This is a genomic window from Streptomyces sp. NPDC001339 (assembly GCF_042895955.1).
Taxonomy (GTDB): Bacteria; Actinomycetota; Actinomycetes; order Streptomycetales; family Streptomycetaceae; genus Streptomyces.
Window position 1 is genome coordinate 1 of the sequence record NZ_JBIAWT010000019.1, and the last position, 15,961, is coordinate 15,961.

Here is a 15,961-nt window from a genome sequence, read left to right on the forward strand (position 1 = left end):
CGGTTACATTCCGAACCCGGAAGCTAAGCCTTTCAGCGCCGATGGTACTGCAGGGGGGACCCTGTGGGAGAGTAGGACGCCGCCGAACAAATTTTGAGAGAAGCCCTGTGGGAATGTCAGTTCCCACAGGGCTTCTCTGCGTTGTGGGGATCTTGGGACCCCCGGCGCGGCGCGGCCGGCGGGGCGGGTAAGGTCGAGGGGCATCATAGGCGCACATTTCCCACAGGAGGCCCCCGCGTGGAGGTCCAGGAGACGCGGGTCCAGACGGATCGAGTTCTCACCATCCCCAATATCCTGAGCATGGCTCGCCTGGCCGGCGTACCACTGTTCCTGTGGTTGATCCTCTGGCCGGAATTCGGTGGTCCGAATGCGGACGGCTGGGCGCTGTTGGTCCTCGCGCTGAGCGGCGTGAGCGACTACCTGGACGGTAAGCTCGCCCGCCGCTGGAACCAGATCAGCAGTCTGGGACGGATCCTCGACCCGGCGGCCGACCGCCTGTACATCCTGTCCACCCTCGTCGGTCTCACCTGGCGCGAGATCCTTCCGCTCTGGCTCACCGCGGCCCTGCTGGCCCGCGAACTGATGCTGCTGATCGCGGTGGGTTTCCTCGGCCGTCACGGATACGGTCCTCCCCAGGTGAACTTCCTGGGCAAAGCGGCTACGTTCAACTTGATGTACGCCTTCCCGTTGCTCCTCCTGAGCGGCGGGGACAGCTGGCTCCGTATGCTCGCTACTGTTTTCGGATGGGCGTTCGCCGGATGGGGTACAGCGCTGTACTGGTGGGCAGGGATCCTCTACGTGGTCCAGGTCCGCCGGATCATCAAGGCGGACACCACAGCCGACTGAACTCTCCGAACCGGCATGTTCTGCCAAGGCCCGGCGCCCGTAGGTGAGAACCGGAACAGTGGGCGAGCTGGATAAGTGAAGTCGGCAAGACCGTCGTCTCTCAGAGGAGGACGCTTCCGACATGAAGGCCGTCGTGATGGCCGGTGGCGAAGGAACACGCCTTCGCCCCATGACGTCCAGCATGCCCAAGCCGCTGCTTCCCGTCGCCAATAGGCCGATCATGGAGCATGTGCTGCGGCTGCTGAAACGGCATGGTCTCAACGAGACCGTCGTGACCGTGCAGTTCCTTGCCTCGCTCGTCAAGAACTATTTCGGTGACGGGGAAGAGCTCGGCATGGAACTCACCTATGCCAATGAGGAAAAGCCGCTCGGCACCGCCGGCAGCGTCAAGAACGCCGAGGAGGCCCTCAAGGACGACGCCTTCCTCGTCATCTCCGGTGATGCCCTAACAGACTTCGATCTCTCCGACCTGATCCGGTTCCACAAGGAGAAGGGCGCTCTCGTCACGGTGTGTCTGACGCGGGTACCCAATCCGCTCGAGTTCGGCATCACCATCGTCGATGAGGGCGGCCGGGTCGAACGCTTTCTGGAAAAGCCCACCTGGGGTCAGGTCTTCTCGGACACCGTCAATACCGGCATCTACGTCATGGAGCCGGAGGTCTTCGACTACTTCGAGCCCGATGTCCCGGTGGACTGGTCCGGTGATGTCTTTCCGCAGCTCATGAAGGAAGGCAAGCCGATCTATGGCTATGTCGCCGAGGGCTACTGGGAGGACGTCGGCACCCACGAGAGCTATGTGAAGGCCCAGGCCGACGTGCTCGAGGGCAAGGTCGATGTGGAAATCGACGGCTTCGAGATCTCGCCGGGCGTGTGGGTCGCCGAGGGCGCCGAGGTCCATCCCGACGCTGTGCTGCGCGGGCCGCTGTACATCGGCGACTACGCCAAGGTCGAAGCGGGAGTGGAGATTCGTGAGCACACCGTCGTCGGCTCCAATGTTGTGGTGAAGAGCGGGGCTTTTCTGCATCGGGCCGTGATCCACGACAATGTCTATCTCGGCGAGCAGAGCAATCTGCGCGGCTGTGTGATCGGCAAGAACACCGACGTCATGCGAGCCGCCCGGATCGAGGACGGCGCGGTGATCGGCGACGAATGCCTCATCGGCGAGGAGTCGATCGTCCAGGGCAACGTGCGGGTCTATCCGTTCAAGACCATCGAGGCCGGTGCGTTCGTCAATACCTCGGTGATCTGGGAATCCCGTGGCCAGGCACATCTGTTCGGCGCCCGGGGCGTGTCCGGGATCCTCAATGTCGAAATCACCCCGGAACTCGCCGTGCGGCTCGCGGGCGCGTACGCCACCACGCTCAAGAAGGGCTCCACGGTCACCACCGCCCGCGACCACTCCCGGGGCGCCCGGGCGCTCAAGCGCGCGGTGATCTCCGCACTGCAGGCCAGCGCCATCGACGTACGCGACCTGGAGAACGTCCCGCTGCCCGTCGCCCGCCAGCAGACCGCCCGGGGCAGTGCCGGCGGCATCATGCTGCGGACGACGCCCGGCGTGCCGGACTCCGTCGACATCATGTTCTTCGACGAGCGCGGTGCAGACCTCTCGCAGGCGGGGCAGCGCAAGCTCGACCGGGTCTACGCCCGGCAGGAGTACCGGCGCGCCTTCCCCGGCGAGATCGGCGATCTGCGCTTCCCGGCCAGTGTCTTCGACTCGTACACCGGAGCGCTGCTGCGGGCCATGGACACCACCGGCATCGCCGAATCGGGGCTGAAGGTCGTCGTGGACGCCTCCAACGGCAGTGCGGGCCTGGTACTGCCCAGCCTTCTGGGGCGGCTCGGTGTCGACTCGCTGACGATCAACCCCGGGCTCGACGAGGCCCGCCCGACCGAGACCGCCGACGCCCGGCGCTCCGGGCTGGTCCGGCTCGGGGAGATGGTGGCCTCCGCGCGGGCCGCCTTCGGGGTGCGCTTCGACCCTGTGGGCGAGCGGCTCTCCCTCGTGGACGAGCGTGGCCGGATCATCGAGGACGACCGTGCACTGCTGGTCCTGCTGGATCTGATCGCGGCCGAGCGGCGCACCGGGCGGGTGGCGCTGCCGGTGACCACGACCAGGATCGCCGAGCAGGTGGCGGCGTACCACGGCACGCAGGTGGAGTGGACGACGACCTCGCCGGACGACCTGACCCGGGTGGGGCGTCAGGACGGCACGGTCTTCGGCGGGGACGGTCAGGGCGGATTCATCATTCCGGAGTTCAGCAGCGTCTTCGACGGCGCGGCCGCGTTCGTCCGGCTGATCGGCCTGGTGGCCCGTACCCAGCTCACCCTCAGCCAGATCGACGCCCGGATCCCACAGGCGCATGTGCTGCGCCGGGATCTGGCCACCCCCTGGGCCGTCAAGGGCCTGGTCATGCGGCATGTTGTCGAGGCGGCCGGCGACCGGGAAGTCGACACCACCGACGGTGTGCGGGTCGTGGAGGCCGACGGCCGATGGATCCTGGTGCTGCCCGACCCGGCCGAGGCGGTCACCCACCTGTGGGCGGAGGGGCCGGACGAGGCCTCCGCCCAGCAGCTGCTGGACGAGTGGTCGGCCGTGGTCGACAGCGCGGGGCGCTGACCCGGATTCCCACCGGCGGGCCGCTGATCGGCACGCCGGTGGGGCCATTGGGAGACCGCGCGGCCGACGTGGGACGATGTGCGGCATGTCGCAGCAGCGCCCCGACCGGAGCACCCCGACCACGTCGGCCGTGCGCCCCGACGCGTCCATGTCGCTGCTGACCAACGTGATGGATCACAGCCTCGACGACGGGTATGCCGAGGCCGCCGCGCGGAAGGCCGAGTCCGGGGTGCGGGGTCTGCCGCGTACCCTGCGGGCGAAGTTGGGCCTCGCGGCCGGTCTGGTGCTGGCCGCGCTCGTGGTGACGGTGGGGGCGGCGCAGGCGCAGAAGTCCGCACCGACACTCGCCAAGGAGCGGGAAGAGCTGATCAACCGCATCCAGAAGGGCACCGGCGAGGCGGACCAGCGGCAGCAGCGGGTCGACGCCCTCCGGGACGACGTCAGCCGGATGCAACGCGAGGCGCTGCAGCACTACGGCACCGGCAAGGCCGAACTCCTCGCCCTGCTCTCCGGTTCGACGCAGGTCACCGGACCCGGAGTGAAACTCGTCGTGGACGATGCCAAGGGCGCGGAGTCCAACGGCGGCGGGCCGCGTGAGGGCGGTGGTTTCTCGGACACCGGGCGGGTCCGCGACAGGGACATGCAGCGTGTGATCAACGGCCTGTGGGAGTCCGGTGCGGAGGCCATCGCCGTCAATGGGCAGCGGCTCACGTCGCTCTCGGCGATCAGGGCCGCGGGAGACGCCATACTGGTCGACAACAAGCCACTGGCGCCGCCCTATACGGTGCTGGCGGTGGGGGACGGGCAGCGGCTGAGCACCACGTTCCAGGGCAGTGCCGACGGCCGGTATCTGCACGGACTGCAGGAGAACTTCGGCATCCGCACCAGGATTTCCGCCGAGAGCGAGGTCATGCTGCCGCCCGCGCCGAGTTTGATCGTACGTACCGCAAAGCCGCAGACCGGTCCCGCCACGTCGGGCGGCGCCGACAAGGGGAAGGGCACATCGTGATCGCCGTACTGGGCCTCATCGTGGGAGTCGTGGTCGGACTCGTCGTCCGACCCGTGGTGCCGACGGTGGTCGAGCCCTACCTGCCGATCGCTGTCGTGGCGGCGCTGGACGCCGTGTTCGGCGGACTGCGGGCCATGCTGGACGGGATCTTCGACGACAAGGTCTTCGTGGTCTCCTTCCTGTCCAACGTCGTCGTCGCCGCGCTGATCGTCTTCCTGGGCGACAAGTTGGGCGTCGGCGCTCAGCTCTCCACCGGCGTCGTCGTGGTGCTGGGCATCCGGATCTTCTCCAACGCCGCGGCGATCCGTCGGCATGTCTTCAGGGCGTGAGGCGGATGGCAACGGACGAGACACCGGAGCCCGGGAAGGCACCGGAGCCCGAGCGGAAGCCGGAGCGGGAGCAGCGGCCTGAGCCGGAACAGCGGCCGGAGCACCCGGAGCCGGGCCCGGCCGGCCGGCGGCCGATGCCGCCCGAGAGCCCGCGCGTCCCCGAGCGGGTGCCGTCCGCGGACGGGGCCGAAACCGGAGCCCCGGAACCGGACAGCACTGGACAGAAGCCCCACAAAGCGGCAGACTCCTCGGCCCCGGACGTGGTCGTCGGTGACGGGAGCGGCGAGGGGAAGGACGAACGGCCGAAGACCGGTCGGGAGCGGCTCGTCGCGAGCCTGTGGCCGCCGCGGCTGACACGGGCTCAACTGATCGTCGCGCTGCTCCTGTTCATTCTCGGCCTCGGCCTGGCGATTCAGGTACGTTCCACAAGTGACAGCAGTGCGCTGCGGGGTGCGCGCCAGGAGGATCTGGTACGCATTCTGGACGAGCTGGACAACCGCTCCCAGCGGTTGACGGACGAACAGCGGCGCCTGGAAGGGCAGAAGACCGAGCTGGAGAACAGCTCGGACCAGGCCGAGGAGGCCCGTAAGCAGACCGTGGAGAAGGAACAGCAGCTGGGTGTGCTGGCCGGGACCGTCGCGGCACAAGGGCCCGGCATCAACCTGACCATCGACGACCCGACGCACTCCGTGAAGGCGGACAAGCTGTTGGACGCCATCCAGGAACTGCGTGCGGCCGGCGCCGAGGCCATCCAGGTCAATGATGTCCGGGTGGTCGCGAGCAGCTATCTCTCGGACGTCCAGGGCGGCGTGGAGATCGACGGCAGGCGTGTCGCGCAGCCGTACCGCTTCAAGGTCATCGGCAAGCCCCGGGACCTGGAACCGGCGCTGAACATCCCTGGCGGAGTGGTCCAGACGCTGGAAAAGGAGCAGGCCAAGGTGTCTGTGGCCCGTGAGGAGAAGATCATTGTGGATGCCTTGCGGGAGACGAAGCGGCCTGACTACGCTCGGTCGTCATCGCAGTGAGGCGTCCAGGTATGGCGAATGCCCGGAGAGGGCATGAGGTAGCGGGGGGTCGACGCACCGTGCGTGTGGTGTGTGGTGGAAACTGTCTGAAGGCCACGGACGTTCACAGGATGTCCGGACTGGCCGGTGTGTGCATCGAGGGTTCGTCCTGCCCCACGGGCGGGTCTGTTTCGTTCAAGGGGAATCGCCCGTGAAGTTGTTTGCAAAGCTGTTCGGCAAGCGCGCACGCCAGGAGGGCGGCAGCGGCACCGCACGGCACCGTGCTCCGCGCCAGCCCGCCGAGAGCGGTGCCGCGGCGGAGCGTCCGCTCTTCCGTGACGAGGTCGGCGGTCCGTCCGAGGGGCACGACACGGGTGCTGTTGACCCCTCCGGTGCAGGCCCCATAGGTTCCCAGGGACCATCGGCCTCACACACGGCTGGAGGGCAGGCCTTGCCGGTTTGTACGAGGTGTGGGCACCGGAACGCCGAGGCGAGCCGGTTCTGCTCCAACTGCGGTACGCCGCTGCGCCCGGGCGCCCAGGCCGAGCGGGCGTCCGAGACGACCTCGACGATCTCCATTTCGGGGCTGGAGGCCTACGACTCGGAGACGACGGGCCAGACTCCGGTGCCGTCGCTGTCCCCGGAGGCCCAGGCGGCGGTGGACGCCCTTCCGCTGGGTTCGGCGCTGCTGGTCGTCCGCCGGGGTCCGAACTCGGGCAGCCGCTTCCTGCTGGACGGCGAGCTGACCACCGCGGGCCGGCATCCGCAGGGCGACATCTTCCTCGACGACGTCACGGTCTCGCGTCGGCATGTGGAGTTCCGCCGCGGCCCGGACGGGCTCTTCACGGTCGCCGATGTCGGCAGTCTGAACGGCACCTACGTCAATCGCGAGCGGATCGACTCCGTTGTGCTCGCGAACGGTGACGAGGTCCAGATCGGCAAGTACCGCTTGGTCTTCTACGCGAGCCAGCGAGGCGCCGGTATCTGACCGGTCAGGGAAGGCATATGCGCCATACACCGAAAGGCGGTGCCGGTGTCGCCGGCGCCGCCTCCTCGGGCGGCAAGCCGGTGAGCATCGGCACGGTGCTCACCGTGCTGCGCGAGGAGTTTCCCGAGGTCACCATCTCCAAGATCCGTTTCCTGGAGGCCGAGGGGCTGGTCGAGCCGAAGCGCACTACTTCCGGATACCGGAAATTCACACCGGCCGACGTCGAGCGGCTGGCCAGCGTCCTGCGCATGCAGCGGGACCACTATCTCCCGCTGAAGGTCATCCGCGAGCATCTGGACGCCCTGGAGCGCGGTGAACAGGTACCGCTGCCCGCCCCGGCCGCGCCCTCCGGGGAGTTGGCCGACGGCGTGCCCGGCCCGCGCGAGGACCATCCGACGGCTGCCAGGATCGGCCGGGCCGAGCTGCTGGCCGCCGCGGAGGTGGACGAGGCGACGCTCGCCGACTGGGAGTCGTACGGACTCATCGTCTCCCATGCGGACGGCGCATACGACATCGAGGCCGTCACGGTCGCCAAACTCGTCGCGGAGCTGGGCCGCTTCGGTCTGGAGCCGCGGCATCTGCGCGTGGTGAAGGCGGCCGCCGAACGCGAGGCGGACCTGGTCGAACAGGTCGTGGCACCCCTTCGGCGGCACCGCAACCCGCAGACCAGGGCGCATGCCGAGGGCACCGCCAAGGAACTGGGGGCCCTGGCCGTACGGCTGCACGCGGCGCTGCTCCGGAGCGCTCTGCGGGGTCGGCCGCAGTGAGCAAACGAGTGCCCGACTACCCAAACCTGCCGGGCACGTCCTAGGGTTGCTGTGTGAACGAGCTCGACGTCGTGGGTGTCCGGGTGGAAATGCCTTCCAGCCAGCCGATCGTGCTCCTGCGGGAGGTGGGAGGCGATCGCTACCTGCCCATTTGGATCGGGCCGGGGGAGGCCACGGCCATCGCCTTCGCCCAGCAGGGCATGGTCCCCGCCCGGCCGCTGACGCACGACCTTTTCAAGGACGTGCTGGAGGCGGTGGGCCAGGAGCTGACACAGGTCCGGATCACGGACCTGCGCGAGGGGGTTTTCTATGCCGAACTGGTCTTCGCCAGCGGGGTCGAGGTCAGCGCCCGTCCGTCCGACGCGATAGCGCTGGCGCTGCGCACCGGAACGCCGATCTTCGGTACCGACGGGGTGCTGGACGACGCGGGGATCGCCATCCCGGACGAGCAGGAGGACGAGGTGGAGAAATTCCGCGAGTTCCTCGACCAGATCTCACCCGAGGATTTCGGCACCAACAGCCAGTAGCGTGCGGCGTCGGCCAGGCGGAGCGAGTGATTCCAGCCAAACTTCCGACACGTTCCCCGTGCGAGGTCACGGGAAACCACTCGTAGGGTGATTATCACTCGGCGTGGCGAGCGCGGCGATCGTTGACGCACCCCGAGCGACTGCATACCGTCGATGTGGCAGGTCCCGTCCGGGACGTGGAGGACGGAGGGCGGCGTGGCAATCACCGGCGACGGTACGGCGGCGGAAGGGGCGTTGCCGCTCCACACGAGCGCGGCGGCGAACCGCGCCCCGGCACCGGCCGCGGCGGTGCCGGGGGACCGCGAGGCCCAGGGCATCGGCTACCGCGGCCCGACCGCCTGTGCGGCAGCGGGCATCACCTACCGGCAGCTCGACTACTGGGCCCGTACGGGTCTGGTCGAGCCCAGCATCCGGCCCGCGTACGGTTCCGGCACCCAGCGGCTCTACAGCTTCCGGGACGTCGTCGTCCTGAAGATCGTCAAGCGGCTGCTGGACACCGGGGTCTCCCTGCAGAACATCCGTACCGCCGTCCAGCACCTCCGCTCGCGCGGGCTGGCGGACCTGACGCGGATGACGCTGATGAGCGATGGCGCCACGGTCTACGAGTGCACCTCGCCCGATCAGGTCGTCGACCTGCTCCAGGGGGGGCAGGGCGTCTTCGGTATCGCCATCGGCGTCGTATGGCGGGACGTGGAGAGCGCGCTGTCACAGCTCCACGGAGAGCGTGTGGACACCGGCGAGACGCTGATCGGGCAGAACCCGCACGACGAGCTGGCACGGCGGCGCAACCGGGCCGGCTGATCCGCCGGGCGGGCTCCCGTCCGTGAGCCCGGCCCGGTGGCGGGTCGATTGTCAGTGCCATGCGGCAGCATCGGAGATGTGAGACCCGCCCCGACGATCCTGCATCTGGACATGGATGCGTTCTACGCGGCCGCCGAGCAGGCGGCCAAGCCGAGCCTGCGCGGCAAGCCCGTGATCGTCGGCGGGATCGGGCCGCGCGGGGTGGTCGCCACGGCGTCGTACGAGGCCCGGGTCTTCGGGGTGCGCTCCGCGATGCCCACGGCCCAGGCGCGTCGGCTGTGCCCCAACGCGGCCTATCTGAATCCTCGTTTCACCCTGTACCGCCAAGTGAGTGACACGGTGATGGATCTGCTGCGCGCGCTGTCGCCACTGGTGGAGCCGCTCAGCCTGGACGAGGCGTTCGTGGACCTGGAAGCGGGCGGTGTACCGCCCGACACGGCCGCCGCACGGGCCGTGGGGGAGCGGCTGCGGCGCGACATCCGGGAGGCGACGGGACTGACGGGCTCGGTGGGGCTCGCCGGCGCCAAGATGCTGGCGAAGATCGCCTCCGAGGCGGCGAAGCCGGACGGCCTGGTGGTGATCGAGCCCGGCACGGAACGGGAGCTGCTGGGGCCGATGCCGGTACGGACACTGCCCGGTGTGGGGCCCGCGACGGCCGAGACGCTGCGCAGGGCGGGGATCCACACCGTGGCGGAGACCGCGGAGGCCGGTGAGGCCGAGCTGGTGCGGCTGCTGGGCAAGGCACACGGCATGGGGATCCACACCATGGCGCTGGGCCAGGACGACCGCCCGGTGGTGGCCGAACGGGACGCGAAGTCCATCTCCGTCGAGGACACCTTCGAGGTCGATCTGACCGACCGGACGCGGGTACGGACCGAGCTGCTGCGGCTGGCCGACCGCTGTGTCCAGCGGCTCCGGGAGTCCGGGCGCTCCGGGCGCACGGTGGTGATCAAGGTCCGTAACTACGACTTCTCGACGCTGACGCGCTCCGAGACGCTCCGCGGGCCCACGGACGACCCCGCCGTCATACGGGAGGCTGCGGTACGGCTGCTGGAGACGGTGGACACCACGGGCGGGGTGCGGCTGCTGGGCGTGGGAGTCAGCGGGCTGGCCGATTTCACCCAGGAGGACCTCTTCGCCCAGCTCGCGACGGAGCGAACGGAGCGCGAGGCCGCGGAGCCGGCCGGGGCGACACCCGAGGCGGCCGGGGACGAGACCGGTGGGGGCCGTTCCGAGGACGAGGTGCCGCGGCGCTGGCTTCCGGGCCTGGATGTGGTGCACGACGAGTTCGGTGCCGGGTGGGTGCAGGGTAGCGGGGTGGGGAGAGTGACCGTCCGCTTCGAGACGCCGTGGTCCGCACCGGGGAGGGTGCGGACCTTCGCCGTCGACGACCCGGCCCTGCGGCCGGGGGAGCCCCTGCCGCTGGTCGGCGGGGGACCGGAAGCCGGTCAGTCCTCCGAGCCGGCGATCTTGCCGAAGTCCTTGTCGCCGGGGCCGGAGCCGGAGCCGGGGCCGGAACCCGGTCCGGAGCCGCCCGCGTCGTCGGAGGGCAGCGATTCCGCATCCGGTGAGGCGATGTCCAGCCGGTAGTGGTGGTAGAGCTGGAGCTCCTGTTCGGGGGAGAGGTGGCGGCCCACGCCGAAGTCCGGGGCGTCTTTGATCAGCTTGCGGTCGTACGGGATGTGCAGGGCATCACCGACCATCTTGCTGGGCTCCAACGGGACGAACGCGTCCCGGCTGAAGAGCCCGGTGCGTACGGCCGCCCACTCCGGCTCCCCCGTGGCGTCGTCCAGGTACACCTCGTCGATCGTGCCTATCTTCGTGCCGTTCCGGTCGAACGCTTTGCGGCCGATCAGGCTCCGGGGATCGATGTCGGTTTGCACGGTCCCTCCAACTGGTCGCAACTGGCCCGTGACACCTACCAAACGGCACATTTCCTGCCCTGGCCACTCGAAGGATCCTTCGAGTGGTGCGCTGGTAGGCTGGCCAGTGGCCGCTGAACCCGTGCGGGAGAGTCCTTTGTCGTTCGCGACCAGGGCGCCGAAGGAGCAAATCCTCCCCGGAATCTCTCAGGCACACGTACCGCACGGACGAGGTCACTCTGGAAAGCAGGGCGGGCCGCGGACAGGCACCACACCGGGACCCCTCCTCACCGACGGTGAAAGCCGGACCGCCCGCGGGCCGGTGAAGCTCTCAGGTTGAGATGACAGAGGGGGAGGCCGTCCGGGCACCCACGCCGTGGTGCCCCTCGCAGGTCGTACTGACCAGGAGGCCCCCGCAGATGACCACCCCTCGCACCTCCCTGACCGAGCTGGAACGCGGTATCCCCTTCGAACAGCGGCACATCGGCCCCGACCGCGAGGCGCAGGCCAAGATGCTCGCGCAGGTCGGCTTCGGTTCGCTGGACGAGCTCACCGCCACCGCGGTCCCCGATGTGATCAAGAGCACGGAGGCGCTCGGCCTCCCCGAGGCCCGTACCGAGGCCGAGGTCCTCCAGGAGCTGCGTGGCCTCGCGGAGCACAACCAGGTGCTCACGTCCATGATCGGCCTGGGCTACTACGGCACGTTCACCCCGCCGGTGATCCTCCGCAACGTCATGGAGAACCCCGCCTGGTACACCGCGTACACGCCCTACCAGCCGGAGATATCGCAGGGGCGTCTGGAGGCGCTGCTGAACTTCCAGACCATGGTCGCCGACCTGACCGGACTGCGCACCTCCGGTGCCTCGCTGCTGGACGAGGGCACCGCCGCCGCCGAGGCGATGGCCCTCTCCCGCCGGATCGGCAAGGTCAAGCAGGGCGTCTTCCTGGTGGACGCCGACTGTCTGCCGCAGACCATCGCCGTGATCCGGACCCGTGCCGAGCCGACCGGCGTCGAGGTCGTCGTCGCGGACCTGAGCGAGGGAATCCCCGCCGAGATCGCCGAGCGCGGTGTCTTCGGCGTGCTGCTCCAGTACCCGGGCGCCTCCGGGGCGGTCCGTGACCCCCGGGCGCTCATCGAGCAGGCTCATGAGCTGGGCGCCGTCGTCACCGTCGCCGCCGACCTGCTCGCCCTCACGCTGCTCACCTCGCCCGGTGAACTCGGCGCGGACATCGCCGTCGGCACCAGCCAGCGCTTCGGCGTCCCGATGGGCTTCGGCGGGCCGCACGCCGGCTTCATGGCCGTCCGTGAACAGTTCGCCCGCAGCCTGCCCGGCCGCCTGGTGGGAGTCTCCGTCGACGCCGACGGCACCAAGGCCTACCGCCTCGCGCTGCAGACCCGCGAACAGCACATCCGCCGCGAGAAGGCCACCAGCAACATCTGCACGGCGCAGGTGCTGCTCGCCGTCATGGCCGGGATGTACGCCGTCCACCACGGCCCCGACGGCCTGCGGACCATCGCCCGCCGTACCCACCGCTACGCCACCGTCCTCGCCGAGGGCCTGCGGGCCGGCGGCGTGGAGATTGTCCATGGCGCGTACTTCGACACGCTGACCGCCCGGGTTCCCGGCCGGTCCGCCGAGGTCGTTGCCGCCGCCCGCGAGGCCGGGATCAACCTGTGGCAGATCGACGCCGACCTGGTCGGTATCGCCTGCGACGAGACCACCGGACGCGCGCAGCTGACCGGCGTCTGGGGCGCCTTCGGCGTGACGGGCGACATCGAGCGGCTGGACGCCACCGCCGCCGACACGCTGCCGGAAACGCTGCTGCGCACCGACGAGTACCTCACCCACCCGGTCTTCCACCGGCACCGCTCCGAGACCGCGATGCTCCGCTACCTGCGCTCCCTCGCGGACAAGGACTACGCGCTGGACCGCGGCATGATCCCGCTCGGCTCCTGCACGATGAAGCTCAACGCCACCACCGAGATGGAGCCGGTCACCTGGCCCGCCTTCGGCCAGCTGCACCCCTTCGCGCCGGCCGAGCAGGCGGAGGGCTACCTCACGCTGATCCGGGAGCTGGAGGAGCGGCTGGCTGTCATCACCGGTTACGACAAGGTCTCCCTCCAGCCGAACGCCGGATCGCAGGGCGAGCTGGCCGGCCTGCTGGCCGTACGCGCCTACCACCGCGCCAACGGCGACGAGCAGCGCACGGTCTGCCTGATCCCGTCCTCGGCGCACGGCACCAACGCCGCCAGCGCCGTCATGGCCGGGATGAAGGTCGTCGTCGTCAAGACCGGCGAGGACGGGGAGGTCGACGCCGACGACCTGCACGCCAAGATCGAAAAGCACCGTGACGAACTCGCGGTCCTCATGGTCACCTACCCGTCCACGCACGGTGTGTTCGAGGAGCACATCACCCAGATCTGCGCGGCGGTGCACGAAGCCGGCGGCCAGGTCTACGTGGACGGCGCCAACCTCAACGCACTGGTCGGCCTCGCCGAACCCGGCGTGTTCGGCGGCGATGTCTCGCACCTCAACCTGCACAAGACCTTCTGCATCCCGCACGGTGGCGGCGGCCCCGGCGTCGGCCCGGTCGCCGTACGCGCCCACCTGGCGCCGTACCTGCCCAACCACCCGCTGCAGCCCACCGCCGGCCCGGAGACGGGCGTCGGGCCCATCTCCGCGGCCCCCTGGGGCTCGGCCGGCATCCTGCCGATCTCCTGGGCGTATCTCCGCCTGATGGGCGGCGAGGGCCTCAAGCGCGCCACCCAGGTCGCGGTCCTCAGCGCCAACTACATCGCCAAGCGCCTGGAGCCGCACTACCCGGTGCTCTACACCGGTCCCGGCGGCCTGGTCGCGCACGAGTGCATCATCGACGTCCGGCCGCTCACCAAGGCGACCGGTGTGAGCATCGACGACGTCGCCAAGCGGCTCATCGACTACGGCTTCCACGCGCCGACGATGTCCTTCCCCGTGGCCGGCACGCTGATGATCGAGCCGACCGAGAGCGAGGACCTCGGCGAGCTGGACCGGTTCTGCGACGCGATGATCGCCATCCGCGCGGAGATCGAGAAGGTCGGCTCGGGGGAGTGGGACAAGGACGACAATCCGCTGCGCAACGCCCCGCACACCGCGGGTGCGCTCGGCGGCGAGTGGACCCACCCGTACAGCCGCGAGGAGGCGGTCTTCCCGGCCGGTGTCGTCGCGGCGGAGAAGTACTGGCCGCCGGTGCGCCGGATCGACGGGGCCTTCGGTGACCGGAACCTCGTCTGCTCCTGCCCGCCGCTGGACGAGTACGACAGCTGATCGTCGACCGGTCCGGCTGATCGTCATCGGTCCGTCCGGGCAACAGCAAGGGCCCTCGGCAGTTCTGCCGGGGGCCCTGGTGGTACGTGCCGGGCGCGGGTCAGGCCGCTGCGGTGATCCGGTCCCGGTGCGGGGCGATGACCTGCCCGTCAGGCAGCAGTTCACCGGTGTCCTCGAAGAGCAGGACGCCATTGCAGAGCAGGCTCCAGCCCTGCTCGGGGTGGTGCGCCACAAGGTGTGCGGCCTCCCGGTCGCTGGAGTCTGCGGACGGGCAGGGTGGTTGGTGCTGACACATGGAAGTTGTCTTTCGCTGCGGTGTGGTAATCGATGTGCGGCGCGACGTGCTCGATGAGGTGGTCATGGCCGCTCCCCCGTTCCAGTGGTCGGTTCCAGTGTTGCCCTACGGACCGGATTCCGCAGGGATTTCGCAGCAGCGGTACTCACTCGGTATCGACGCATCACCCGTGCGGGCGGTTGCTTCCAATTGTGCTCCTCCCCACGGGGGTTGGGAGTGGTATCGGTGGGCTAGCCCGCGTGGGTGAGCACGGCAGAGCGCCCCGCGGCCGGCAGGGCTCGCGGGGCACGCTCTTGCGGGACGGCGCGCGCCGGCGCGTGGCGCGGCGCGGCACCGGTCAGGCGGGTTCGCGCAGCAGCGGGGCGGGGGTGAGGCGCAGGGTGAGCCGGGGGAGCAGGTCGGCGACCCGGTGCGGACGGTGCGCGGCGATCCCCGGAGGGGCGGGGGCCAGCGGAATCAGGAGGTCAGCGGGGTCGGGCAGCCCTTCGGCGCCATCGGCGGCGAGGTCGTTGTGCAGCCACAGGGTGAGCATGTACAGCTCGGGTACGGAGAGCAGCCGCGGCTGGTACGGCGTGGTGAGCGCCTCGGCCTGCACCAGGGCCTGCTCGGTCGCGGCCACGTAGGGGCCGCCGCAGAAGCGGGCGAACGCCCAGCCGTCCGGGGTGGGTATCGCGTCGGCGGTGGCCACCGCCCCTTCGCCGCCCCGGACCAGGAAGCTCCAGCCGGCCGGCCGGGTGTGCGGCGTCCCGTCGGCCTGGCTGACGTCGTCCCACACGTGGAGAGGCAGCGGGTGATCGGGGCTGAGCGGACCCTGGTGGGTGCGCAGCGCGGATACGGGGGCGGCGCGGAGGGCGCCGGGCGAGCCGAGGGCGGCGAGAACGCTGCGCAGGGCGGGCGCGGGGGCGGGGGCAGGGTGCAGCGGCATGGTGGGTTGCCTCTCACTTCGGAGACACGGTGGAGCGTGGAGGCGCAGACAGCGTTGTCTGCGTCCGGGCGGGGCCAGAGCACATGGCCGGCGTGGGGCTCAGGGCCTGCGCCGGACGCCGCGGGGCCCGCCCTTCGGGTGGACGACGGGGCTGCCGGCGCAAGCCCTGGGCCCTGTCGTCGCGTTCCCGCCTGCTGTGTGGGGCGCTGCGGGCCTGCCCCGGGCAGGCGGCGGGAAGGCGGCGACCGGGCCCAGGGCCCGCCCGGCGCCGGTGGGAACTCCGCGACGCCGGGCGTCAACTCTCTGCCTCGTTACCGGAGTTTATACGACGTATGTTCTGAAAGTGTTTCAGCTACTCGTCCTGCAGATTTCCGGCAAGGCGGAATCCGGACCCTTGCCCGAGGCGTTTTATGCCGCTTTGTGCAGGACTTTCGCCGGGCCGCCTCGTAATTCGTCGCCGGTGCGGTAGGCCGGATCACGCCGGTGTTTCTCGGACGGAAATGCGCACGGCCCTCGCCACCGAGATATGCCCTCGGAGGATGCCGGTGCCGGTATCACTTCGAGCCTATCGGTACCGGCCTGCTCCCGAGGCGTTATCGATCAGATTGCCGGGGCATCATCGACCGTAGCGCGAGCCCCGGCGTGCAGCCCGTGGTCGCAGGCCGTTCACTGGAGGAGGGACCCTT

The 15,961-nt window shown here is 69.7% G+C and carries 13 protein-coding genes, 1 rRNA gene, 1 pseudogene and 1 riboswitch; of the genes and pseudogenes, 12 read left to right on the top strand and 3 right to left on the bottom strand.

Annotated features, from left to right (window positions below; all coding sequences use genetic code 11):
- The 11 genes from rrf to ACFY12_RS33710 all read left to right on the top strand — a co-directional run.
- Positions 1 to 88, top strand: a 5S ribosomal RNA gene (rrf, locus tag ACFY12_RS33660); the annotation flags it as partial.
- Positions 89 to 237: 149 nt separating this feature from the next.
- Positions 238 to 846: a CDP-alcohol phosphatidyltransferase family protein gene (locus ACFY12_RS33665; protein ID WP_390719777.1), complete on the top strand. Its 609-nt coding sequence runs from the start codon at positions 238 to 240 to the stop codon at positions 844 to 846.
- 121 nt (positions 847 to 967) lie between these two features.
- Positions 968 to 3,463, top strand: coding sequence for a sugar phosphate nucleotidyltransferase (locus ACFY12_RS33670; protein ID WP_390719778.1), 2,496 nt, complete (start codon positions 968 to 970; stop codon positions 3,461 to 3,463).
- 76 nt (positions 3,464 to 3,539) lie between these two features.
- Positions 3,540 to 4,472 (top strand): DUF881 domain-containing protein, encoded by a 933-nt coding sequence (locus ACFY12_RS33675; RefSeq protein WP_390719779.1) that lies wholly within the window; start codon positions 3,540 to 3,542, stop codon positions 4,470 to 4,472.
- Positions 4,469 to 4,801: a small basic family protein gene (locus ACFY12_RS33680; RefSeq protein WP_003984969.1), complete on the top strand. Its 333-nt coding sequence runs from the start codon at positions 4,469 to 4,471 to the stop codon at positions 4,799 to 4,801. The genes ACFY12_RS33675 and ACFY12_RS33680 overlap by 4 nt, the downstream gene beginning before the upstream one ends.
- A 5-nt stretch (positions 4,802 to 4,806) precedes the next feature.
- The gene (locus ACFY12_RS33685) at positions 4,807 to 5,826 is read left to right on the top strand and encodes a DUF881 domain-containing protein (RefSeq protein WP_390719780.1); all 1,020 of its coding nucleotides are present in this window, start codon (positions 4,807 to 4,809) and stop codon (positions 5,824 to 5,826) included.
- Positions 5,827 to 5,956: 130 nt separating this feature from the next.
- Complete coding sequence (locus ACFY12_RS33690; RefSeq protein WP_390719781.1) at positions 5,957 to 6,793, top strand: FHA domain-containing protein; 837 nt, start codon at positions 5,957 to 5,959, stop codon at positions 6,791 to 6,793.
- A 17-nt stretch (positions 6,794 to 6,810) separates the two neighbouring features.
- On the top strand, positions 6,811 to 7,560 hold the full coding sequence (locus ACFY12_RS33695; protein ID WP_390719782.1) for a MerR family transcriptional regulator: 750 nt from the start codon (positions 6,811 to 6,813) through the stop codon (positions 7,558 to 7,560).
- A gap of 53 nt (positions 7,561 to 7,613) precedes the next feature.
- Positions 7,614 to 8,087, top strand: coding sequence for a bifunctional nuclease family protein (locus tag ACFY12_RS33700; RefSeq protein ID WP_006606439.1), 474 nt, complete (start codon positions 7,614 to 7,616; stop codon positions 8,085 to 8,087).
- A gap of 195 nt (positions 8,088 to 8,282) precedes the next feature.
- Complete coding sequence (locus tag ACFY12_RS33705) at positions 8,283 to 8,888, top strand: MerR family transcriptional regulator (RefSeq protein ID WP_390719783.1); 606 nt, start codon at positions 8,283 to 8,285, stop codon at positions 8,886 to 8,888.
- Positions 8,889 to 8,966: 78 nt separating this feature from the next.
- Positions 8,967 to 10,478, top strand: a complete 1,512-nt coding sequence (locus ACFY12_RS33710) for a DNA polymerase IV (RefSeq protein WP_390719784.1) — start codon at positions 8,967 to 8,969, stop codon at positions 10,476 to 10,478.
- 134 nt (positions 10,479 to 10,612) lie between these two features.
- Here the strand turns inward: ACFY12_RS33710 and ACFY12_RS33715 are convergent.
- A pseudogene (locus ACFY12_RS33715) lies at positions 10,613 to 10,822 on the bottom strand (PRC-barrel domain-containing protein); the annotation flags it as partial.
- 63 nt (positions 10,823 to 10,885) lie between these two features.
- Positions 10,886 to 10,983, top strand: a riboswitch (glycine riboswitch).
- A gap of 186 nt (positions 10,984 to 11,169) precedes the next feature.
- On the opposite strand from ACFY12_RS33715, the gene gcvP reads away from it, so the two are divergent.
- Complete coding sequence (gene gcvP / locus ACFY12_RS33720) at positions 11,170 to 14,055, top strand: aminomethyl-transferring glycine dehydrogenase (RefSeq protein WP_390719785.1); 2,886 nt, start codon at positions 11,170 to 11,172, stop codon at positions 14,053 to 14,055.
- A gap of 100 nt (positions 14,056 to 14,155) precedes the next feature.
- Here gcvP and ACFY12_RS33725 read toward each other — a convergent pair whose 3' ends face one another.
- Entirely contained in the window at positions 14,156 to 14,350 is a 195-nt protein-coding gene (locus tag ACFY12_RS33725; RefSeq protein WP_066939193.1) for a DUF5999 family protein, read from the bottom strand.
- A gap of 337 nt (positions 14,351 to 14,687) precedes the next feature.
- Positions 14,688 to 15,275: a hypothetical protein gene (locus ACFY12_RS33730; RefSeq protein ID WP_390719786.1), complete on the bottom strand. Its 588-nt coding sequence runs from the start codon at positions 15,273 to 15,275 to the stop codon at positions 14,688 to 14,690.
- Between the last annotated feature and the right edge of the window lie 686 nt (positions 15,276 to 15,961).